The following is a 23,422-nucleotide window of genomic DNA, read 5'->3' on the forward strand; positions in this document are numbered from 1 at the left end:
ACTCAGCTCATGTATTTGAATAGAAGCGTCCCTTTTTTGTACGATTCGGACATCATCTATGTTAAACTTTCTATAGTAAGAGATTACAGGGGAGGCCCGTCCGATGGAGCATCACGTATACAAACAAGCAAACGCGATTTTGAATCAACATGCGATTGACTTATCCGGAGAGGCGGTTTCCTTTCTTGTTCATTACTGGGGCATCATGCCTGAGCATTTCGATAATCCGGTGCACCGGCATTCTTTCTTTGAAGTTTGTTACGTGATGCAAGGAGAAGGAAGCTATACCGAACAGGACATCACGTATCCTTTATCTGCAGGCACTCTATTTATTTCCCGTCCCGGAATCTGGCACCAGATCCAAAGCGATACCGGACTTGCTTTATCCTTTGTCGCGTTTGAAGTCAATGAAGCGAAATCTTCGGCTGATCTCATCACTCCATTCAAGGAGTTGGCCGAACATGCGAGAGCGGTCATTTACCACGCCGAAGCCTCCCCTTCCGCCCATATCTGGAACGCGATGCTGGGACTGATCGAACAAGGAGCCTCGGCAACCGGCGACATGTACCGTCATTTATGCCACTCGCTGCTGCTCTCCTTCTTGTACATGTTTACCGACCGAACCGTAGCCTCTAACGATACTCACAATCAGGACACGAATGCGAATCGATTGATCCACAGAGCGAAATTGTACATCGACGATAATCTTTCGTCCTCACTCAGCCTGCAGCATGTTGCCCAGTATCTGCATATCTCGGAGAGGCATTTGTCTAGGTTATTCGTAAGCCACCTCGGCCAAAGCTTCATTCATTATATTCAAGAAAAAAGAGTCCAAAAATCCGTAGACATGTTGGTGAACAGCGACATGGCCGTCAAAGAAATAGCCAAGGCTGCGGGATTTGACTCCGTTCATTATTTCACACGCGTATTTACCCAAAAAATCGGCGTTCCACCTGCGATGTTCCGCAAGTCTCAGTTCTCCGAAAATCTGATTCCAGGAAGACCTTGTTAATTGACGACAAGAAGGCAGCCGGTCCCTATGGACGGCTGCCTTCTGCTTGTATGGAATTAGCTTTTAACGTTCACAAGGAAATGTACCATTTGTTTCGCTTCGACTTGCAGCTCGATCGTATGATCGTGAATACTCGTGACCTGGGCTGCCATTTCCTCCAGCACATTGGTTGTAAAGGCTTCTTGGATCTTGCGATTTGGAAAGCGAACCTGGGCATTCACCGGTTGATCCGTGCAATTGCTAAGACGCACTACGATACCGGTCCCTTCCTCGGACGGCTTCACGTCGAATACCTGAATGCCTTCTCCGCTCACCTCGATAAATTGGCCGCTCTCCTCTTCCTTGCATGCTATAGCCGGAGTGATCAAGACCGGAGATACGGCCCGGACAGCAGATTCCATGACCGCAGCCGGATGGAAGGATTGGAAGGTAGACAATACGTAGGTGAATGACACGGCCCCCGGCTGGCGCGCCCGAAAGTTTGTATCCCAGTAATTATTCATGGGCCATGCCAGCAGAAGCGGATTCGCCTGCTTGTCGATGCTCTTCTGCTCCTTGCCGAAGTTAAAGTTGCCCACTTGGACAAGCGGCGCATCTGGACAAATTAAACTAACTCCATGAGACCCGTCGTAGACGGAAACACTCTTATCTACCGTTATATAGTCTCTGCAGACCCCCGGCAACTGCTGCGCATCCAATTCAACGAATTGCCCGGCTGTATCATACTGGCAGCGCCATGATCCGATGTTGATGGGAAGCGCAAAATAAGTGCCTTCAGGTGTTGTGATGTCTTGCTTCTTGTAGGAAACCTTCATTTCGATATCAGCCGAATAATCAAAGAAAGTAAATCGTTGCTCCAGATCATCCACACCAGGCGCTTCAAACTGAAGGATCAAAGTAGCACTATGTGCGCTTCGTTCGACCTGGCATGACTTCAGTTGCGTATACGTATGTCTCTTCGCTTTCCAGTCATGATTCCATACACTAATCCCGTTATTGCCCTTCTCTACATCCCTTGGGAAAAGCGTGCTGCGATGATTGGCATGGTGGACAGAATCTATGGTTTCCTGGACGTATTGAAATAATGTCCAAGGGCTGGATAAGTCGAGTACTTCCCATTCCTGCCTTTTATCGTACAGACTCGTGATACGCCCTGTTAGAGCGTCAAAGCTGCATGTATGGAACGGGGTTTCAATCCTCCCCTTCTCGATGGAAATATCCCGAGACCACAGCCCCTCTTCCACCCGCCCAATGACACCTGAATGGGTGGATAGCAGCGATGAACATTCAGCTTCTTGCAGAGAGCGGAACGGAATTTTCCGCCAGCTGAACGCGGGCAGCTCGATCTTCCCATAACTCGTTCCTGCATGATTGGCTTCATTGTTCATCAGCACTTGACGCATTCTGTCTGCGCTAAGATGTCTCCCTTCTGCCTTAAAGCTTGAAGGAATCCGAATGTCATAAGTCACCGGAACGGAAGACGGATTCACAAGCATAATTCCCTCAGGCTCTTCGGATTGCAGAGGATTTTCGGCCAGCTTCTCCAATTGGACTCCCAATAAGTAGCCTGTTAGGCTATTGGCCAAATAAGCGTAATGGGCTTTATGCATCCACTGAATGTCAACATTGAGATGATCCGGCTCAGATATGGAATTGAACGTCCCCCACGTATGCTCATCGTATAAAAGAATTTGCTCCCAAGCCTGCTTTTTGACTTGAACATAGGACGGGGCTTCCTCGCGTTTAAACGCTTCCAAGAGCTCGACAGCCTTCATGCCTTGCTTGGTCCTGCGATTCATTTTGGTTTCTTTGGCTGCACTGCCAGAACCGAAATTCCAGTAGTCCGTCCAGTCCCCCGAGTGGACTTGCAATTGCGATTCATAAGGTTTAACTTTGGCGTACAGCTGCTCCGGTGTTACGAACGATATGGACGGTTCCCGTTGCTCCTCATTCCATCGCTTGATGAGCTCAGCCAAATCTTGATCCGGCGGGTTGTTATCGTACAATGGCAAATTCGTCGCAGTCAAATAGATGAAGTCAAATGGATAGTCCGGGTCGGATTCAATTTTCTGCAAGTACTTGGCCAGTCCTTCAGCCATCAAGTTCGTATCCTTAGCGTTTACATGGCAGATTTGGCTGAACAGCGAATAATGCTCGCCATTGAACGTGAGCAGCTTCCTTCGATCAGGCGTTTGCCAATAAAATGCGTTTGGCCGCGTCAAAGGAAATCCGCCAAAATGAATATTAATGCCCATCATATAAAATTCCACACCGGCATCCAGTAATAACTGGCTATATGGCCAAGGCTGACCGTTCACATCATGATTAATCGCCGTTTTGACCTCAATGCCGAATTCCTTCCGCAACCGTTGTAGCGGATACAGCATCTTGGCGATCTGCTCTGGCGTGCACAGAGGCGTGGCATGTAAGAGATTCGCCGCAATCCCCAACTGCCCGTTGTGTACATAGTGTCTGAATCGCTCAACCTGTCTTGATGTAGCTGTCTCCAGCCATTGCAGAACGGGAAGCGTTGCTTCACAAGTCCAACGGAATTTATTTGGTTCTGACCAGTCTTCCGTCTGTTCACACAGACCCAAAGCTTGATCGATATAATTCTTTTGCAATTCGAGCAAGATCGGCTGTGCATGCGTATAACCGACATCCAAATGACTGTGATGAAGCACAAGAACTTCTTTAATTTTAGACATACCCATCCACCTATTATGGTTTATTCGTTATTTACTTGTTTTCCAGGCATCGATCTGCTTTTGCATTTCGGCCAGCAATTTATCCAGGCCTGCTTTTTTCAGCTTGTCATTCATCTTGGGCAGGTATACATCCGGATCCGTGGAGCCCGTAATCAGACCTGCGTTGAACTCTTCGACGACAGAGGCGATCTGAGCCAATTCGCTCTTCACATTCGTAGGATCGAAAGAGAATCCGAGCAATTTGGAAGGAATAGCCGCTGCGTTCTTGTCAGGCCCTGCCGGGTACCACTTCGGTTGTGTCGGGCTTGTGCGGTAAGAGTTAAACATGTTGCCGTACTCCCAGCCCGAATCCGCCCAATAGCCGGCATTATCTATTTTCTTGATTAAATCATCACTTACTTTAGTGTAATGCTTGCCTTCAATCCCGTAGCTCATCAGATTAAACAATTGCGGGTCGGAATACAGCAAGTTATAGAACATGATGGCTCTTGCCGGATCCTTGGACGTACGGGAGACGGCCGTCATCGTTGCAATGATCGACCCCGTGCTCATATAAGGCTTGGAAAATTCAACCGGAAGGACATTGGCCGCATCTCCACCGCCGAATTTCTGAGCCACATTCGCTGCACTATCCGGATTGATAACCGTGAAGGTGGAAGAAATATATTTACCCGCATTCTCATCCGCATTGACATCCTTCAAGGTTCCGGCATCTTTGCGGATAATCCCCTTAGCGTTCCATTCATGCATCAGCTTGAGGAAATTCACATATTCAGGCGTTTCATAGACGTTAACGACTTTGGTGGAACTGTCGTCGATCCGGACTACACCCGGATTCTTCTGGGAGAAGTATTCCAGCCCAAGCGCCGATCCATAGTTACCCAGCACATCGGTATCGCTTTTCAAGCTAAATGCATATTTATCCTTTTCGTTCTGAGCAATTTTCTCAAAGAACGGCGTCAGATCTTCCAGCTTCTTAAACTGATCCGCTTTAAAGCCGTGTTTTTCTACGTACGTTTTGTTCAGCAGCACACCTGGCGTTCTCGCAAGAACCTGCGTGTTGATGATCGCATACAGCTTGCCTTTAATTTTCGCTGCATCCCATGCATTCGGCGGTACTTGCTTCATGATATCCGGGCCATATTTAGGCAATAGCTCCGTAATATCCAGAAACGCGCCTTTATTTACATTTTGCACATAGTCATTCGTCCAGTTGGAGGTGAAAATCAAATCTGCTTTCTCGCCTGTAGCAAGCAGCGTTTGCATCTTTTGATCGTAGGTCCCCCAATCTATATAGCGGATATCTAAGGTGGCGTTGATTTTTTCCTTTGTAATCTTGCTCATCTCTGCAGCAACTGCACTCGCATCAGGGAATACATTTTGCGGAAGATACCAGGTGATGACATAGGGGTCGAGCTTCTTGCCGTTATCCGTTGCTGCGTTGCTGCTTTCAGGCGTACCGCCACCGGCTCCTGCTGGTGACGGATTTGGCTTCTCGCTACACCCGCTTAGCATAGTGCTTAGGGACAGCATACTTGCCAATGCAAGTGTCGTCATTTTCCATTTTCTTTTCATAGTAAAACCCTCCTTTTAGCCTGTTGTTCCATCTATTATCATCCGATACTCGGAACGATAATCTGATTCAGCTCGCCTTCATCCCTTAACGGCTCCTACCGTCAAGCCTTTGACTAAATACTTCTGGAAGAAAGGGAATGCGAATAGCATAGGCCCTGCAGCTAGAATGGCAATGGCCATCCGGGAAGATTCCGCAGGAATCTGACTGAGATCGATGCTGATCCCTGCTTGAACACTTGTGGTTAAAAATTCGATATTGGACATAATTCGCTGCAAGTAATATTGAAGCGGTATCAAGTCTTCACTGTTAATATATAACAGGGCCAGCCACCAGTCGTTCCAATAGGCCAGAGCGTAGAACAATCCTACCGTCGCTAGTGCTGGCTTGGAAAGGGGCAGAATAATCCGCACGAATGTGCTCAGTTCCGAAGAACCGTCGATTTTGGCGGACTCAATAATTTCAAAAGGCAAGCTCTGCATAAAGCCTCTCATCAGCATGGTGAACCAAGCGCTTACCCCATACGGGAGAATCATGGCCCAGATCGTATCTTGAATGTGCAGCAGCTTGGTAACGACCATGTAGGAAGGCACCAGACCTGCATTAAACAACAGGGTGAAGAATACGAAAAATGTGGTGATTCTCGCATATCTATAGTCCTTACGCGTCATCACATAAGCGAGTGATGAGGTGAGAATCAGACTAAGCACAGTTCCCACTGCCGTCACAATGATAGTAATCATATAAGAGTGCAGCAGTGCTGTTGGCGTCTGGAAAATATACGTATACGCCAGGAACGTGATTCGCTCGGGAATCAATTGATAGCCATACTTGGCGATGTCCCCATCGTAGGACAAGGAAACGGCTACGACATACAGCAGCGGAATAATGATAATGGCCGACATCACCGAGAACAGGATGACGATAAAGAGGTTATTGGTACTCTTATTTTCCATAGATGCTTGCAAAGCCTGCGACCTCCTTTAAAATAATGCGCTATCTTTATCGATTTTCATCACAATCAGATTGGTGGCCACGACCAGGACTAAACCGACAACGGATTGATAAAGTCCGGCGGCTGACGCCATGCCCAAATCTCCGACCACACGCAAGGATCTAAATACATAAGTATCGATCACATCCGTTGTTTCATACAAGGCACCCGCGTTGCGAGGGATGAAATAGAACAGGCCGAAATCCGAGTAAAAAATACGGCCAATATTCAAAATAACCAGCAGCATAATCAACGGAACAATCAGGGGAATCGAAATTTTCATGACTTGCTGGAATCTGGAGGCGCCATCGATGGAGGCGGCCTCATAATAACTAGCATCGATCGACATGAGTCCGGTGAAAAAGATAATCGCCGTATACCCCACATTTTTCCACAAATAAGTTAAGGTTAAGATAAGCGGCCAATATTCCGGCTTGCTGTACCAATCAACACCGGACAAATTGAAAATCTCCATAGCTTTATTGATCACACCATAGGTCGGGTTGAGCAAGATATAACTGACGAAGCCAACGACAACCCAGGATAAGAAATAAGGGAAAAACAAAACGGTTTGAAAGAGCTTGACCATCCCTCTGCCGAGTTCAGCCATGAGCACTCCCACGATGACGGAGGCAACAATCCCTATCGCGATAAACCAAGCGTTCAATAGAAGAGTGTTGCGTGTAATCCGTAGGGCATCTTGGGAGCTAAAGAAAAACTCGAAATTTTTGAAGCCTACCCAATCACTGCCCCAGATCCCTTTGGCATAGTTGATATCCTTAAAGGCGATGACAAGACCAAACATCGGTAAATAGCAAAAGACAATCACAAACAGGATCGCAGGCAAACTGATTAGAAACAAGCTCCTGGATTTCAAAAAGTGGTTCCATTCATTACGTAATGGGCTTATGAATCTCAACATCCTCATTCCTTCCTTACCATCACCCTTGAACAGGTGTATCTGTTTGCAACGAATCATACTCAATCCTTCGCCTTCTCGTATACTGCTCATTTTTGAAGCACCCAAAAAGTACTGTACAAAAACGAAATTCGCTCAATCATCCACTGTACTTTAGCAAAAAAAGACCATCGACTGGTGTCGACGGCTTTTGGGGGCTTATAAATGACCTCTCTGGGCCATATACTCTCTGGGTGTTGTCCCAAATTTGGCTTTGAACAGCTTATAGAAATAGCTTTCGTTCTCGATCCCTACCTTACGAATAATTTCCTGAATGCTTAGCTTAGAATTTTCCATCCATTCCACAGCTTTATTTAACCGGACTTGATTGATGTATTCGGGGATGGTCATCCCGAAATGCTCTTTTGAAATTTTCCCCAGCTTATACGCCGATAACTTCAGCATAGAGGACAGACTCGAAGCGCCCAGCGAGGTATCGGAATAATTCGTTTCAACAATCTCTCTGATCGTATCCGCAGCAACGATATTCCCTTTACCCACTGCTTCTTTGCCCTCATGGCCGATAGCCTGTAAGATGCCCACCAGATGCTCTTTGAATTCTTCGAGCGTCTCAGCCTCATAAAGCTCCCTGTAAATCAGGTTAACATGTATACTTAGGGGTTCCTCCCTCGTCTGATTCATCTCATAGATAACCTTCTTGAAATGATGCACCACATGCATATTGACATACATCACGTCAGTGTATGGCAGCTTTTTTAGGTTTGAAAACAGGGTTTCCAATCTTTCCAATGCTTTGCCGACATCGCTTTTTCTTACCGCATCAAAAAATTTCCTCTCGAGCTCCAGCACCTGCTCAATGTCCACACGGCCTCCCGTGTGCTCAGCAATCAGTGCTTGCGTGATCACGGCGCCTTTCCCGTACACATATCTGTAGTCACAATGAGCTACGGTTTTGTTATATTCAGCCGTAATTTCGGTATAGCTTGCGATCCTATTACTTACTGCAGTTGAAACCGACAGCCTATAAAATCTCTGGATGCAGCTTTGCGCTTCCTGCAGAGCTTGTTCTAATTTCTCCTGATCATCCTCCTTGTCCTCTACATTCAGCAGCATGGTGAAGGAATCATCCTTCATATCTACCATTTGCACGACAAAGGATTGGGACATGCACTCTGTCGTAATATTCAAGATAGCAAATCGCAGCAATTCCCTCTCGACCATACTCTTACTATTCAAAAAACGCTTATAATCGTCGATGCGCAGAATACATAGGAGAAATGGCTTCTCTTTCACCAGAGAAACGTTTAATTCCCGGAGTAAATCATCAAATTCATTTGCATTCAAGCTATAGCTGTTAAACAACAGCTTTCTCAAAAAATAAAGCTTCATGATGCCGTGATTCTTCTTTTTTTCTAGATGAATCCGCTCTTTGGACTTCTGGTAAACCTCGGTTAGATAGGAGAACTCATCCTTAGTCCGAGGCAACAAGCTGCGATCCCCTTCATCATCCATGGACGCTGTCACTTCAACAAGTCTTTTTACAGGCTTATAAATACCTCTTGAAACAGACATTGACAACAACAAAGCTACGATCAGGATGATCAGGGTAATGAACAGGATCGTATTTAAAAGCTGCTTCAAGCTGGAATAGACTTCGTCATAGGGCTTGGCCTCCAGCAGTGTCCAACCGGTATTTCCCATATGAATATAAGAGATCAGGTACTTCTCGTGGTTGATGGACTTAGTAAAGAAGCCTGGCGTTTCTTGGGGGGCTGCTTGTTGATTCATAACCGATTGCTCATAAGCTTCCTTCAACGATGCGCCAAACGATGTACCTGTCACCGACTGGGTCGGATCAGCCTCAATAAGCTGGCCGTTACCGTCCAGCACATATAGTTGACTGTGTACACTATCATTCATCTGGTTGATGGCTTTGATATTGTTTAGCAGCCAGTCTAGCTTGATATTGAGAATAACAGCGCCATCCATATGATGTTGACTGTCCACATTCTCATACATGACATAACTCAGTACGGTGTTGTCTTTCTTGTCGGTGGAGGTCGGGTTGTCCTCCGTATTTCGAACAATAGCTTTTAACAAAGGTATGTTACTATAGGTTTTGAGGGTTTGTTCCAACTGCCGATCATTGTGAAAGATCCCATCCGATGTCGAGTAGTACACATGCTTATGGTTATTATAAATATAGATGGATTGTATAAATGGATTGTTAGCTACAAGCGTACTGTTTAAATTGTTGAGCACTTTCAAATGTTCGAACGTTTCTTTTTCGTTTAAATACATGAGCGCCTTGACATCGTTATTACTGTAAGTGGAGAGAGTCAGATTACGAATCATCGTATCCAGATAGTCGATATTATATTTCATCTGCAATAAGACCTTCTGGCTATTTTCATACTCTCGATTCAACACTTTATTCTCTACATGAAAATAAATCAGCGCTGAAAAAGAAGAGATGATGATCATGGTGATACACGTGATCCAAATAAAAATACGAGTGAAGTACTTATTAGGTTTGAAGAACGGGATCATGTCCATTCGTACTTACTCCTTAGTCAATGTGGATGAAACCTGCTGACATTCCTGTACTAAACTCAGATGATTTGAATTCATTAGACCGCACTAGGCTTCCGTCCAATGATAACTTATTCCAAGCCTAGATGACCCTTATTGGAAGTGCTTACATTTATGTTTTTAGTGATTTTAAAGGAGTAATTTTAGGTTATCTGTTCAAATGGATACTTTCAGGCACGTTCCATGCTTTCTATTCACCCTAAGAGAAAGATAAATGATTGTACTATCTGTGTCAATTTAATTCTTATATTTTCATGATTGTATCATAATTTTGTAAGACCGCATCAACGATACGGTTCCCTTAATACGGTAAAAGGCAGCCTCCCTAATGCAGAGAGACTGCCTGATGCGGCCCTGATGTTGTTACTGTAAATTTTGCTCATAGGTCTTCCAGACTTTGTTGGCATAAATACTGTTGAACAGCAATGCCACTTGAAGTGCTACTTGGGATAAACATCCGCCCACTGTACCAACATCGCTATGACCCGTAGCTACTTGATACGTTAGAATCGCCCAGTAGGCTAAATTTGCGATATTGACAATAATCCATAACGACCAGTTTTCTTTGTACTTACAAATATACAATACCTGTGCAATAAACGAAATGACGAGGTTAATACTATCGAAATAAGGCAATTGACCGCCACTTCTTGCGAGTACAAACCACCCTACAGCCCAGGCAACAAAGGCAGCGAGGAAGATGAGACGTTTCATTTTGGGACTAATCGTATTTACCGCTTCATCATTCCCCCATAAAAACCATCCAATCGGCTGGGAAATGACATAAAATATATTCATCACAAATGCGCCATACGCGTGGCTTTGCCAAGCAATAATCGTCATCGCCACACATTGGACCAATCCGAACGCAAACGTTAATTTCTTCCCTTTCATCCCGAATACCAGACAAATGACACCGGCCACTCCACTAACCATACCGATAATGGAATCCGGGGCGATCACATAGGCGACAACCTGTAATAGGATCAATATGATCGCATAAGTGACTTCGAATCTTTTCCAGCCGCTAAAGAATTGGTTGTACAGCCATGATTGTTGTTGCGTGTTTTCCATATGACTCAAGCCTCCTGCTCACTTAAAATGGTTAGTGCCAATTGAATAGAGGCTCGCTCCCCTTTTGACACGGTGTTCTCACCTGAAACCAGGTGATTAACCCCGGCAGACAGATCGGCACGGTATAAGACAACATTATTTAGAATGGAGAGTGTTTTCATTTTACGCAATGTGCCTAATACAAAGATAATGCTGGTCTCCATATCTCCACCCAGCACTCCATACTGAGACCATTCTTGTTCAACGGCTTCGTTGTTATCCATATAGAAACCATCATGGGCTCGAGTAATCCCGAAATAGCCTTCAGGATAATGCTTCTTGGCCCGTTGCAGCAAATCTGGATCTGGAATCGCCGGATAGATGGAAGGAACATATTTACTGCCAAGACCATCATCCCGAACGGTACCCGTGGCAATGATTAACGCCCCTAACGGAATATTCTTTTGCATCGACCCGCAGCTCCCTACCCGGATGACCGTGGTGATGCCTATATGGTGCAGCTCCTCCATGGCGATGGCAGCAGACGGGGCCCCTATTCCTGTAGAAATGACTAATAGCTCTTCGCCTCGATAACTGCCTTTAATTGATTTAAATTCTCTGTTGTATGCCAGCGGTTGCACATGATCCATCATCGCGCCGACTTTATCTACTCGGGCCGGATCGCCAACCAGAATGGCTTTTTGTACTTGTATGGAGCTGTCTAATTGAATATGCGCTTGTTTCTCTGCCATAACCTATCTCTTCCTTTCAGGGTCCATCCATAGTTTCTCACGATCCACAATCTTGATCTCATCTCCACTTATGACGATACTCCCCTCCACTTCCAGCTGATTCAAGACACGATAGACGCTTCGGTTGGTGGAGGAGACTGAATCTAAAATGGCTTTCTTCTGGATGATCATTGATTTCTGTACGTAACTCTCCTCTATAAGCGATGAAATGATCTGGGATCGCACACTATCCAGGCTGTATTTGATCGTCCGATTGGTAAGCTTATACATTTGTTCGCATAAAGAAGAAATCACGATCTGATTGAAATTTGCATCCTTGGAGAGCCAATATAAAAATGCCTTATCAGGTATCTTTAACAAAGTGACCTCACTTATACCCAATATGGATGCGCTAAATGGTTTACGAATCATAGCTTCTTGTTCACCAATCAAATTACCGCAAGAATACACATCCAACGTTACCTGTTTGGCGCTTTGATTCATGACATAAACCTTGACGTTCCCGCTTACGATAATGTAGACAAAGGCATGCATCTCCCCTTGTGGTAAATAAAACTTGTTCTTCTTAAACGTTTGAATCTTCATTTCCCGTATAACTTCAAAGGGACAATCTTTTAAAATCGTATGCATCTTAGGAATACTGGAAGCGATTGCATCGATGCTTGTAAGCATTTTTCTTATCTCCTTGGCTTATATTTTCTCATTTCTAATGTCCTAAAAGCTACGACAAAAGACTTCATCTGAATGTATTTCTGCCTTATTTTTAATAGGAATTGCGACATTTTTCAAACCCAAAAAATGCGATTCCATTATTCCTTAATCTCCTGCTCACTAACCAAGCTTGCCCTGAACTTTTTTCGCTCATACTACCGTCCTCTTGGCTGCGAAAAAATAAAAACCGCTGACTGGAATTGTGCAATCAGCGGTTGGAGCATCCTCTTATGGAAATCGAATAGTATCATACAAATAGCGACCAAAGAAGAGGCCAAAAAGAAAGAAGCTAGACATATAAGCTGCCTAGCTCCTTCTTTCATTCAACGCATTTATTTTATTATCCGAGAAGATCCCCTTACGTTGAGGACAGCCCTCCTCAAGGAATGACGGCCGCAACGCTTCTTACTAAGCTTTCGCGTCTCGCCTAAAACCGTAACCCGACCGTCACGATCTCGCACGGGCCTACGCGCAGCGACAAGGAGTCTGCGGTGTCGGCATGCAGCAGCTTACCGTGATCCTCCAGAATTGTGCTCTTGTAGATATAGGAGAACGGCAGGCTGGAAGCCAGCTTCAGCTCGGCTGCTTCCGTTCTCATGTTGTACCAGCGCAGCATCAGATCGCCTGTGCCCTCGTTCAGCTTCAGGGAAGAGAAGGCCAGGTCGCCTCCCTCCCACCGGATAGGCGAGTAGGCTGGAGCGAGACTTCCCGTGTGTACACCTGTCTGGCACAAGGTCCATGGAACCTGGAATTGGTACGCCTCCACATAAGCGCCCGATTGGCTGCTTGCCTCACGGTAAGGAATGACTTTCATGCGAGCGGTGTGCGTCCCGAGGCACTGCGCTTCCGGCGTCGGGAACAAGCCCCAGTCGCCCAGCTCGCCGACTGCACGGAGTAAGGTCACGGCGATCGTGTTGCGTCCGTCCTGCAGTACCTCGTATTCGTTCAGCCCAAGATTCGCTACGACAAGCCCGGCTTCGGCATCCCCTACATCCACAAAGGCCTGCTGGTGCTGCGTGTTGCTCGGGTTCTCCCACTCCGCAGCCGGCTTGTTGTCCCGCTGCGGAATTTCGAACATCGAGTCGACGTTGTGAACCTGCGTGTTCACATCGGTCGGGAACAGCATCCGCAGCCGGTGATCCTTGGCCTGGTTGTTAAAAGTAGACTCAAGCTCGACGCCTTCGCCGCTGCGGCTCAGGCTTATCACCGTGCGAATCTGCATCGGCACCATGTTCGCCGAACGCTGAGCTTGGCGGTACGGATAGTAGACGAGCTCACGCTGCTCCTGATCCAGCTTGTCGTCGGCCGAAGCCGGAATCACCCAGTCATGCACGATTTCCAGAGCAGCCTGATAAGGCGTATCCTGAAGCACACGGATGCGTGGGGTCAGCTCGCGGGTCGTCAGAGCCGCCTCGCCATCCGGCTGACGGTACATATATTCATTGCCGATATCTCCGGTATTCTCGTAGATGCCCAGATCGCAGTACGTGCGACCGCTGCGCTTGTCGATCAGCGTGAACGAACCGTTATCCGCCACTTCGACTCTAAGGGCTGCGTTCTCCAGAATACGGTCTCCTGCGAGCAGCGTGCCCTCGGCATCAGCCGCGTCGCGCTCCACCCACGCATACGTCTTGAAGCCCAAGGCCGGGACGCTCTCCGCTTCGAACGTCAGCTTAACCCGGCGGCACATGTACGGCTGGCGGAACTTATCGTCCGGCAGGTCGTAGCCGAACTGCAAGCCCAGATCCTCCAGCATATACGGAATGATCGTTCCGTGCTCGTCCACCAGCGCACGTCCGGTAACCTTCGCCTCCTGAGCAAGGCGGCTTGCTTCCTCCAGCTTATAGCCATCGCGGAAATACAAGCGCAGCGCGTCCACTTCGATCGTGACGACACCCGAGCGTTCCCAGCCGGATGTGTTGAATACGACGACCGGCTTCGCGTCATTGCCTGATCCGGCGAAGCTTGACGTATCAACCAGCTCGGCGAGCGCGCGGGTGCTTTCTTCCACGATCGCCTCGGCGACGTGCCGGCTTTTGTCGAAGCGGGTGACCATCTCCCGGTGCACCTCGTCCACGCTGCAGCCGCAGATGCTGTCATGCGGATGGTTCTGCATCAAGGTTTTCCAGGCGTATGTGAACAGATGATGCGGGTACTTGCTATTCGCTCCCGCCACATGAGCCATCGCAGCCAGTGGCTCCGCAACCTTCTCCAGCATCGCCTGCCCGAGCTGATTCATCTGCTTCAGGTACACACGCGCCGAAGCCGTGTTCACAAGCGTCGACCAGCCGTCGGTACGCTGGCTGCGAAGCTCGCCTTTGACCGTCGAGAGCTCATGCTTCAAGGATCGCTGCACGGACTGCAGATAATCGATGAAATTCGAATGAACAAAAACCGTATCCGGGTACAATTCGCTTGCTGTTCGGATCGCTTCCGGCAGATCCAGCTGGATCGGCTGGTGGTCGCAGCCGTTCATGAACAGCAGCTCGCCTGTGGACGCGTATTTCTCCGCATCCGCCAGCTTCTTCTCCCAGTAAGTCTTCGCCGCTTCCCGATCGGCCGGTATTTCATTGCCGTTCGAGTACCAGTTGGCGAACAGGATGCCGAGTACCCGGGACCCGTCCGGTCCTTCCCACATCAGCTCGGAGAACGAGGATTCATAATCGCCGTCCGATACGGTATTGTTGAAGCCTGTCGGCTTTACTCCCCGGCCGAAGATAGCATTGGTAATCCCGGATTGCTGCATCAGCTGCGGAGTCTGTCCTACGAGACCGAACGTATCAGGGAAATACCCGACCTTGGCGACGGACCCGAATGCTCGCGCATCCTGGTGCCCGATCTGCATATTGCGTACGTTGGCTTCGCCGCTGGTCAGGAACGCATCCTGCAGGATATACCAAGGACCGATCAGAATACGGCCATCCTGGATATATTTCTCCAGCTTCCCTCTCCGCTCCGGTCTGACCTGCAGATAGTCCTCCAAAATAATCGTCTGGCCGTCCAAATAAAAGCTGCGGTACTGCGGGTCCTGATCCAGCTTGTCCAGCAGCGCATCCATCAGCTGAACGAGGCGGACATGATGCTTCTCATACGGCAGGTACCACTCACGGTCCCAGTGCGTATGGGAAATAATATGGGCTGTTCTTGGTTTGCTCATCACTTTAGCTCCTTACTACTTGGACTTCATCCGGTCTGTATACCGAGAGAATCTTACCTGTGGCGTCCGCCGCAAAGAGCACCGAACGCTCCTTCTCAAGCGTAAACGTATAGTTGGCTTCGTTGTCCGTATCCTGCACTTCGATCTCAACGTCCCATGCGAATTCGGAGACGAAGACGTATAGGAACCCTTCCTTAAAGGACAGCTTCCGGCCGTATACACCGGCGAGATCGCCGCCTCGCTTCCACTGCATGCCGCTGTCGCAGCCTGCCGCCTCGATGGCGTAACGATACAGGTCAGCCGTCGTGTCTGTCCGCTCGTTCAGCTCCACCGGCAGCGGGCTCCAGATGAGCCGGCCCTTGCCGAGCGGGATGTCGACAACCGCGTCGCTTCCGCGGCCCGCAGAGGCAACGGCGGACAGGCCGGAGCGTACCTCCTTCACGGCTTCGGCGATGCGGCGCTTGCCGTACGAAACCGGCAGCTCCGCCCCTCCAGGCAGCAGCAGCCTTTCTTCCCGGCGTACATTGAGAAGCTCGGGTTCGCCCAGCGCCTCCTGCAAGCGAGCTGCCGGCTTCCAGTAAGCATCCAGTCCGATAGGACCTGTGACGAGCAGCGTCGAGCCCGTGCGCTGCACGATGTCGAGCAGCTTGCTCCACGCCTGCTCCTCCAGATTATGCGCGCTCGGCAGTAGGATCAGCTTGGCCGGCTGTTCTTCCAGCGCGTCCAGATGGTATTCGGAAGCCGAGCGGAACGGCATATTCAGCTGGTACGCGAGCACGCGCGTGAGCTGCGTTGTGGCCTCGAACGCCAGCTTCCGGTTGGAGAAGTCATTCGAATACGGGAAGACCGCCGCGATCTCCTCCAGCTTCCGACCCGCGAACAGATCCCGGATCTCCGCCATAAACCGCCCGAACTCATACGATACCAATGCCTCCGGCTTCTCCGTTCCGTCTGCCCGAAGAGCCCCGATATGCGATTCATTCGCATTGTCCATATAGAAGTTCGTATTCCAGATCCAGTGAATCGCTCCGGCGCCCCCGGTCGCAAAGGCATACGCATACTTGCGCTCCAGCAGGCTGTGCAGCTCATGCTCCGAGCGCTTGGCGCGGCCGTCCGGCGTCTCGACGTACATGATCCCGGTCTCCTGGATCACATTAGGCTTATGAAGCGTCTTGGCGAAAATCCCGTCCCAGACGAGCTGGTCGTTCAGCCACCACGAATGCACGGTCGTATAGTCGACCGCTTCCTCATAGAACCATGGCGATGGCCGCTGCGCGCCGAGCGCTTCGTCCTGGCCGACGACGACCAGTTGATTTGGGCTCAAGTCCTTGATCGTCTTGTATAGCTCCCTCGCCCAGCGGTTATGCATCTCCATCGAGAACAGGCAGTAGTCGAGCCAGCGGGTGCCCTTCTTCGCCCGGTGCATATCCTGCACGTCGAAGTTGATCTCCGCGGCCTCGGGAATAACCGCCGCTTCAAAGGAAGGCAGCTGCTCCGCGGTCATATTCCACCGCTCCTGCAGCAGCTCGATGCGGCCATGCCGCTCCTGAAGCCAGGCGATGAACGCGGCCTGCTCGTACTTGTCACGGCACGAACGCGGCCCATCAGAGAAGATCTGCGCCGGGTCGAACATCGACGGCTCATTGATCAAGTCCCAGTCCACATGCTTCGACTCGCGGTGACGCGATACAATAGAGCGGATAAACCGCTTCTGCGCCTCCACGCTTTGCGGGTCCAGGTACGGGTTAGTCCCCTCCCAGGTCTCGGGCGTGAACGAGAAGAACGTGAACGTCACCTGCAGATCATGCTTCTTAGCCGTCAACAGGAAGGCATCGATCGCGCGCAGCACCTCTTCGGAAGCGTGGCCGTCCACCTGCATGACGTTGCGGTACGCGGTCCAGATGCCGGTGCGAATCCAGTTGATGCCCGCCTTGGCCATCTGGGCCATGTCGCGGTCCCAGACATCCGCATTCGGCAGAAACAAGAACTTGCGGGCGACATCGGATGTCATATAGGTCATGCCGACAACAGGCAGCGGCCGCCCATCCTTAACGAAGTAATCCCGGCCAGCGGAGATTGGCGTGCCTTGAGCGAGCAGCTCAGAGTCGTGGCCCCAGAAGCCTTGGCGCAGCAAGCGAACCTCTCCGTCCTCGGACACGGCCCGGACATTCACCCGGTATAAGCCCGGATGGATGTCAAGCGGCACCGGCAGGCGGATAATCTGAAACTCGGCAGCAGCCTCGGCCGTCAGACGATGGCTCCAGCCGGTCTGCTTACCGTCTTCGCGATCTACCGTCAGCTCGAAGCTCCAGCTTCTCGCAGCCGCCGCTGCGCCGCGCGCCAGACCTTGCGCCTGCAGCGTCAGTACGGCGCGCTCCCCTCGCTCGTAACTCGCATAGTTCGGCTTGATCCACAGCTCCGTCACGCCTTGGGCGCAATATGCCGCCCACGCCAGCAGAGCTTCCGCCCCGCCCGCGCTCCAGAACGAAGCGCTGAGCGGCACATTGACGAATATCCAGCGTGAGCCGATGAACTCGCCGCGAACATTCTCCCACAGCACCACCGGCGCTGCGACCTCGCGGTCTGCTTGGCCGATGCCTGTCAGCAGCGGGTATATCCGTGTACTCATTGTACCGGCCGAGCCCATCTGATGCGGGTGGTCAATGTCGCGCGTCGTATGCGGCACCATGTTCCAGGTATCTGCCACGGCGAACATCGCTTCCTGACCCTGCAGCAGCGGGATCGTCTCCGATGCCGCGTAGCTGCGGATCGGGGCCGAATCCACCCGAAGCATCTCATGAATCAACAATTGCTGGTGGTATCCCGTCTGCTCCGCTTCGGCATGCCAGCCGTCTCCTTCCCGGCGAACCGGCCGCTTAAAGGCGCCGCCGCCCACGCTGAGCAGGCCGCCGCCGCCTCTCAGGTAGCCGAGGATGTCCGGCCACGCGGACTTCGGGAAATACGGAGCGTGCAGATTGACGAAGCAGCCTCCATCCGCGTTCCGCAGCTCGTCGCCCAGCGCGTCCGCGCCTACGACGCTCGCGCCCTTAGCCGCCAGCGCCGCCGCCAGAGCTTCGAGCGATGAGCCCGTCTCCGGGAAGCCAGGTTCATAGAAAATAACGACAGGACGGCTCATAGCAAGCCTTCCTTCATCGCTTGATACACGAGCTGGGAGAACAGGCTGTTCGACCAAGCGAACCATTTGCGCGTAAAGACCGTCGGATCGTCGGCATGGAAGCCTTCATGCATGAAGCCGGTATCCGCGTCCGTCGCTTCGAGCATCGCGATCATCTCCAGCTTCTCCTCGGCCGTCTGGGCCGTGATTCCCTGCATCGACAAGGCCATATGCCAGATGTACTTAGCCGGCGTATGGGGACTTCCGATGCCTTTGGCTACTTTCCCCTCGAAGTAGAACGGATTCTCCTTGCTGAGCGCAAAACGCCGGGTGTTCTGGTAGATCGGATCGTCTGCGGAGACATAACCCAGATACGGAATAGACATGAGTCCCGGCGTTCCTGCATCGTCCATCAGACAGTAGTTGCCATAGCCGTCCGTCTCGTAGGCATAGATCGGTCCGAATTCCGGATGGCGGTAGATGCCATACAATTGAATGCCGTGATCGATATCCGCCTCCAGCGCCTTCAAGTCCTGCAGGAAATCCGTATCCCGGAATACCCATTCTGCGAATTCCTGCATTTGGCGCAGGGCGACCACCGCGAACATATTGCCCGGAATATTATAGTGGAAATCGCAAGCATCGTCGCTGGAGCGGAAGCCCGACCAGACCATGCCCGTATAATTCACCGGCATCCCCAGCCCGTTATTGCGCAGCGAATCGGTCGGAATGCCGTTATTGCGGGTGAATCGGTATGGCGACTGCTCCAGGTGACGCTGCTCCGTCTTGAACAGCTCGTAGATCTTGACCATCGCGGCCTTAAACCCGGCATCGAAAATATCCGTCAGCTCGGTCTCCTTCCAATACGCATACGCCAGCCGTACGGAGAAGCACAGCGAATCGATCTCGAACTTGCGCTCCCAGACCCAAGGCGACATCTCGGTTTGATCTGCTTTATTCCAATGCCAGTCGTTGGCCGATTCGTTAAAAGCATTCGCATAAGGATCGATATGAATATACTGAATATGGCGCTTGATTAATCCGCCGATGATACGTTGAAGCTCCGAGTCGTTCTTCGCGAACGGCACGTAGTGGATCACCTGCTCGACCGAGTCGCGCAGCCAGGAGGCTGGTATATCTCCGGTGATGACGAAGGTCGTGCCGTCGTCCATCAGCTTGGTTGTCGTCTCCAGCGTGTTGGGGAAGCAGTTTTTGAATAATTGCAACAGCTTGGGACGATGCGCCAGCTTCTCCTCGGCTTCCGTAAGCACCTCCTGAATGGCCTGCGGCAGCTCCAGCTTCGGCATTGGAATTTTAGGCAGTCTGAATTGTTCCACGATAAGTCCTCCCCAGTGATGTTGACCTCGCACAGTGCCGCAGCATTATTCCTTCACTGCACCGACAGTCAAGCCTTGAATAAAGTAACGTTGGAAAAACGGGTATGCAAACACAATAGGTCCCGTAGCGAGCACAACCATCGCCATCCGCGCCGTATCCTGCGGCAGCGATTGCAGCAAGCCTATGCCGATGGACGGGTTGCTGGTATTCTGCAGCAGAAACTGCATACTGTTCTCAATCCGCATCAGCATCGATTGCAAAGGCACGAGATTTGGCGTATCGATGTACAGCAGCGCATTGAACCAATCATTCCAGTACCCCAGTGTGCTGAATAGCCCGATGGTAGCGAGTCCCGGCAGCGACAGCGGCAGCACCAACCGGATGAAAATCCCTAGCTCGCCGGCGCCGTCGATTTTACCGGATTCGATGATTGCATCGGGAACGGAGGTGCTGAAGAACGTCCGCATGATCATGATATAGAAGGCATTCCCCGCCAGCGGCAGGATCAAGGCCCATATCGAATCCTTCAGTCCCATAAGCTGCGTTACTACAATATAAGTGGGAACGAGCCCCCCATTAAACAGCATGGTGAAAAAGGCGAAAAATCCAAAAAAATTGCGGTATTTAAAGCTTTTCCGCGAGATGGCATAGGCGAACGTCGCCGTTAAAAGCAAGCTGACGAGCGTTCCCACCACCGTCACCAAGATGGTTACGCCATACGAAACGAGCAGTTGGTCTCCCGCTTTAAAGATGTATCTGTAGGCCTCCAGGCTCCAGCTCTCCGGGATGAGGCGGTAGCCGTTGCGGCTCAGTGTTTTCTCATCGGTCAATGAAATAATCGTTACAAAAACAAAAGGAAACACGCAGGCGAGTGCAAAAATCCCCGCGATCAAGTTAAACAATACATTCAACACAGGCGGCAATTGATGAAAATCCCGATTTTTCACCGGTTTGGTGATCATCACGACGTCCCCCTTTCCGAGCGGTTATTAGAACAGCGCATTATCCTTGTCAAACTTTCTCACAATATAGTTCGAAGTAAGTACCAGCACGAAGCCTACAACTGACTGATACAGACCCGCTGCCGTGCTCATGCCGATTTCACCTGTTGTTTTGAGACCGCGATACACATAGGTATCGATGACATTCGTAACCGAATACAGGGTTCCGGAGTCTCTAGGCACTTGCAGGAACAACCCGAAATCCGCATAGAAAATACGCCCGATCGCGAGCAAGGTCAGAATCGTCATCAGCGGCTTCAGCATGGGAACCGTAATATTCTTCATCTGCTGCCATTTATTCGCCCCGTCAATCATCGCCGCTTCATACAGCGACCTGTCAATCCCCATAATCGCCGCCAGATAGATGACACTGTTATAGCCAACAGACTTCCATAGAAAGACGATAACCAGGATGAGCGGCCAATACGTTTTGTCGTTGTACCACTGAATCGGATCAATGCCGAAGCCGGCGAGAATATGATTGAGCATCCCTTTGTCGAAGCTCAGAAAGCTGAATACGAAGTAGCCCACAATGACCCAGGACAGGAAATAAGGGAGGAACATGCCTGTTTGATAGGCCTTGGCCAGTTTTTTATTAGCGATTTCGGACAGTACGATGGCGAGTCCCACCGAGAGGATCAGACCTGCGATAATAAAGACAATGTTGTACAGCAGCGTATTCCGCGTAATGATATAAGCGTCATTGGTGCTGAAGAGGAACTTGAAGTTTTGCAGCCCCACCCATTTGCTTTGCACAATGCTCGCCCAGAAGCCGTCCCGGCTGTACCGGTACTGCTTAAAAGCAATCACCATACCGGCCATCGGCAGGTAGGAGAAGAACAGGAACCAAAGCGTAGCGGGCATGACCATGAGCAGCAGCACTCGGTTTTGCTTCACGTCTTTGAGGAATGCTCCTAGTCTCGTCATCGAATCACTCCTTAGGATCAAGTAGGAAACGGATCAGGCGAATGCGGTACATTCGCCTAATCCAGCTCCTGTCTTATTTCTTGTTCGCGGCTCTCCAAGCGTCAATCTGCGCTTGTGCCTCGGCCATGATTTTATCCAATCCGGCTGCCTTGAATTTCTCGTTGGCCATCGGAATGAATTTGTCCGGATCTACGGTCCCCGTCATCAAGACCGCCCAGAACTCTTCCTTCACGTTCTGTACCGCTGCAATTTCCGTCGTCACCTTGGAAGGATCGAAGTTGAAGCCGAGCAGCGGAGCGGGAACGCCGGAACCGTTGAACTTCTTGAATTCTTCCCACTTATTGTCGGGGTCTTTGGTGTCTTTGTACGTCAGCATCACGTTGCCAAGCGAGAAGGTCGGCATGTCATAGTTTTTGGATTCCGGCAAATTTTCCATCTTGTCGTCGCCGATTTTTTTGTAGTGAACGCCTTCGATACCGGAGTCCACCATGTTGCGAAGCACCGGATCGGTATTGAGCAGGTTTAGGAATTCCATCGCTTTCTCCGGATATTTGGAGTTGGCGGAGATGGCCTGCATGGACCCCATCACCGACCAGTTGTAGATAAGGGCAGGGCTCGCCGGCTTCGAGACGACCGGGTAACCGTAGCTGGCCGACCACAGATTGTCTGCAAACGGCTGGTTCGTAGCTTTGTCCGTGAACCATCTGCTCGTGACCTGAACATCGTTGAGCGAGTTAAGCGTAGCCGCTTCCGTCGGAATGTAGCCTGCTTTGTAGTAGCTGTTTACCGTCTTCAGAGCTTGTTTCATCTCGGGAGTGTCGAGGACGTTGACGATCTTATAGTCAGGGTTGTCGATCTTCACGGCCATCGGCATTTTCTCGATCACGTAGTCATAAGGCACATACGGCATGAAATTTTTGTCTACGGCAAACGGGTATACGTTCGGTTCTTTTTCCTTGATCGTTTTGAGCAGCGGCTCCAGGCTTTGTAGCGTACCTACTTGATCCAGGCTCAGGTTGTATTTGTCGACAAGTTTTTTATTGAACCGCCATACTTCTTGGGCAGGAAGCTCCTTGTTGGCCGGAACGCCATAGTTATGCCCGTCCACCTTGGAGCCGCTCAGGAAGGCCGGGTCCAACGCTTTGACGATGCCTTGCCCACTTGACTGAAGCAGGTCGTCGATCGGCTTGAAAGCGCCTTTACGCGCGTTCTGCACATAGTCGAAGGCCCACGAAGACGTAAATACAATGTCCATAGGCGTGCCCGAAGCGGTCATGACTTGCATTTTCTGCGAGTAGTCGCCCCAGTCGACCATGTTCATTTTTACGGTTACGCCGATTTTCTCGGCTGTGTATTTGCTGACTTCCTCCATGACGCGGTCGACATCTTTTTGAGGAGTTCCAATCGTGTACCAGATTAACTCAGCCGGCTTGTTGGCCTTTCCTGCCGCTGGATTGCCCGCAGCGTCTTTGCCGCCACATGCACTAAGTGCCATCGAAGCGGCAAGGGTAAGTCCAAGCGTTACCGTCAGACGTTTCTTGATCTTGCTCATTACATATCCTCCCTTGAT

Annotated in this window: 15 protein-coding genes; 1 reads left to right on the plus strand and 14 read right to left on the minus strand. The window is 50.3% G+C overall.

What is annotated here, in order from left to right; all coding sequences use genetic code 11:
* Positions 1-103 precede the first annotated feature (103 nt).
* Positions 104-1,012: an AraC family transcriptional regulator gene (locus WMW72_RS10180; protein ID WP_341415333.1), complete on the plus strand. Its 909-nt coding sequence runs from the start codon at positions 104-106 to the stop codon at positions 1,010-1,012.
* A gap of 56 nt (positions 1,013-1,068) precedes the next feature.
* Here WMW72_RS10180 and WMW72_RS10185 read toward each other — a convergent pair whose 3' ends face one another.
* The 14 genes from WMW72_RS10185 to WMW72_RS10250 all read right to left on the minus strand — a co-directional run bounded on the left by WMW72_RS10185 (position 1,069) and on the right by WMW72_RS10250 (position 23,404).
* On the minus strand, positions 1,069-3,720 hold the full coding sequence (locus WMW72_RS10185) for a glycoside hydrolase family 38 N-terminal domain-containing protein (RefSeq protein WP_341415334.1): 2,652 nt from the start codon (positions 3,718-3,720) through the stop codon (positions 1,069-1,071).
* Between the two features lie 27 nt (positions 3,721-3,747).
* A complete protein-coding gene (locus WMW72_RS10190) occupies positions 3,748-5,295 on the minus strand; it encodes an ABC transporter substrate-binding protein (RefSeq protein ID WP_341415335.1) in 1,548 nt (515 codons plus the stop codon).
* A gap of 78 nt (positions 5,296-5,373) precedes the next feature.
* Positions 5,374-6,261 (minus strand): carbohydrate ABC transporter permease, encoded by an 888-nt coding sequence (locus WMW72_RS10195; RefSeq protein WP_341415336.1) that lies wholly within the window; start codon positions 6,259-6,261, stop codon positions 5,374-5,376.
* Between the two features lie 15 nt (positions 6,262-6,276).
* On the minus strand, positions 6,277-7,266 hold the full coding sequence (locus WMW72_RS10200; RefSeq protein ID WP_341415337.1) for an ABC transporter permease: 990 nt from the start codon (positions 7,264-7,266) through the stop codon (positions 6,277-6,279).
* Positions 7,267-7,404: 138 nt separating this feature from the next.
* On the minus strand, positions 7,405-9,762 hold the full coding sequence (locus tag WMW72_RS10205) for an AraC family transcriptional regulator (protein WP_341415338.1): 2,358 nt from the start codon (positions 9,760-9,762) through the stop codon (positions 7,405-7,407).
* A 399-nt stretch (positions 9,763-10,161) separates the two neighbouring features.
* Complete coding sequence (gene pnuC / locus WMW72_RS10210; protein WP_341415339.1) at positions 10,162-10,872, minus strand: nicotinamide riboside transporter PnuC; 711 nt, start codon at positions 10,870-10,872, stop codon at positions 10,162-10,164.
* 5 nt (positions 10,873-10,877) lie between these two features.
* Positions 10,878-11,603, minus strand: a complete 726-nt coding sequence (locus tag WMW72_RS10215) for a nucleoside phosphorylase (RefSeq protein WP_341415340.1) — start codon at positions 11,601-11,603, stop codon at positions 10,878-10,880.
* 3 nt (positions 11,604-11,606) lie between these two features.
* Positions 11,607-12,275 carry a Crp/Fnr family transcriptional regulator gene (locus tag WMW72_RS10220; RefSeq protein WP_341415341.1) on the minus strand — a complete coding sequence of 223 codons (669 nt, stop codon included), beginning with the start codon at positions 12,273-12,275 and terminating at the stop codon, positions 11,607-11,609.
* Positions 12,276-12,741: 466 nt separating this feature from the next.
* Positions 12,742-15,471: an alpha-mannosidase gene (locus WMW72_RS10225; protein ID WP_341415343.1), complete on the minus strand. Its 2,730-nt coding sequence runs from the start codon at positions 15,469-15,471 to the stop codon at positions 12,742-12,744.
* 4 nt (positions 15,472-15,475) lie between these two features.
* On the minus strand, positions 15,476-18,607 hold the full coding sequence (locus tag WMW72_RS10230) for a beta-galactosidase (RefSeq protein WP_341415344.1): 3,132 nt from the start codon (positions 18,605-18,607) through the stop codon (positions 15,476-15,478).
* Positions 18,604-19,923 (minus strand): glycoside hydrolase family 125 protein, encoded by a 1,320-nt coding sequence (locus WMW72_RS10235; protein WP_341415345.1) that lies wholly within the window; start codon positions 19,921-19,923, stop codon positions 18,604-18,606. Before WMW72_RS10235 ends, WMW72_RS10230 begins: the two co-directional genes overlap by 4 nt.
* A 45-nt stretch (positions 19,924-19,968) precedes the next feature.
* Entirely contained in the window at positions 19,969-20,886 is a 918-nt protein-coding gene (locus tag WMW72_RS10240; RefSeq protein ID WP_341415346.1) for a carbohydrate ABC transporter permease, read from the minus strand.
* Positions 20,887-20,913: 27 nt separating this feature from the next.
* Entirely contained in the window at positions 20,914-21,852 is a 939-nt protein-coding gene (locus WMW72_RS10245) for an ABC transporter permease (RefSeq protein WP_341415347.1), read from the minus strand.
* Positions 21,853-21,925: 73 nt separating this feature from the next.
* Entirely contained in the window at positions 21,926-23,404 is a 1,479-nt protein-coding gene (locus tag WMW72_RS10250) for an ABC transporter substrate-binding protein (protein ID WP_341415348.1), read from the minus strand.
* Positions 23,405-23,422: the final 18 nt, after the last annotated feature.

It is taken from the genome of Paenibacillus filicis, assembly GCF_038070315.1.
GTDB classification, from domain to species: Bacteria; Bacillota; Bacilli; order Paenibacillales; family NBRC-103111; genus Paenibacillus_G; species Paenibacillus_G filicis.

Coding starts and splice junctions, on each gene's coding strand:
- WMW72_RS10220 (WP_341415341.1), bottom strand. CDS start 12,275: ATGCTTACAAGCATCGATGCAATCGCTTCCAGTATTCCTAAGATGCAT.
- pnuC (WP_341415339.1), bottom strand. CDS start 10,872: ATGGAAAACACGCAACAACAATCATGGCTGTACAACCAATTCTTTAGC.
- WMW72_RS10250 (WP_341415348.1), bottom strand. CDS start 23,404: ATGAGCAAGATCAAGAAACGTCTGACGGTAACGCTTGGACTTACCCTT.
- WMW72_RS10215 (WP_341415340.1), bottom strand. CDS start 11,603: ATGGCAGAGAAACAAGCGCATATTCAATTAGACAGCTCCATACAAGTA.
- WMW72_RS10205 (WP_341415338.1), bottom strand. CDS start 9,762: ATGGACATGATCCCGTTCTTCAAACCTAATAAGTACTTCACTCGTATT.
- WMW72_RS10225 (WP_341415343.1), bottom strand. CDS start 15,471: ATGAGCAAACCAAGAACAGCCCATATTATTTCCCATACGCACTGGGAC.
- WMW72_RS10185 (WP_341415334.1), bottom strand. CDS start 3,720: ATGTCTAAAATTAAAGAAGTTCTTGTGCTTCATCACAGTCATTTGGAT.
- WMW72_RS10240 (WP_341415346.1), bottom strand. CDS start 20,886: ATGATCACCAAACCGGTGAAAAATCGGGATTTTCATCAATTGCCGCCT.
- WMW72_RS10230 (WP_341415344.1), bottom strand. CDS start 18,607: ATGAGCCGTCCTGTCGTTATTTTCTATGAACCTGGCTTCCCGGAGACG.
- WMW72_RS10190 (WP_341415335.1), bottom strand. CDS start 5,295: ATGAAAAGAAAATGGAAAATGACGACACTTGCATTGGCAAGTATGCTG.
- WMW72_RS10245 (WP_341415347.1), bottom strand. CDS start 21,852: ATGACGAGACTAGGAGCATTCCTCAAAGACGTGAAGCAAAACCGAGTG.
- WMW72_RS10180 (WP_341415333.1), top strand. CDS start 104: ATGGAGCATCACGTATACAAACAAGCAAACGCGATTTTGAATCAACAT.
- WMW72_RS10200 (WP_341415337.1), bottom strand. CDS start 7,266: ATGATTCGTTGCAAACAGATACACCTGTTCAAGGGTGATGGTAAGGAA.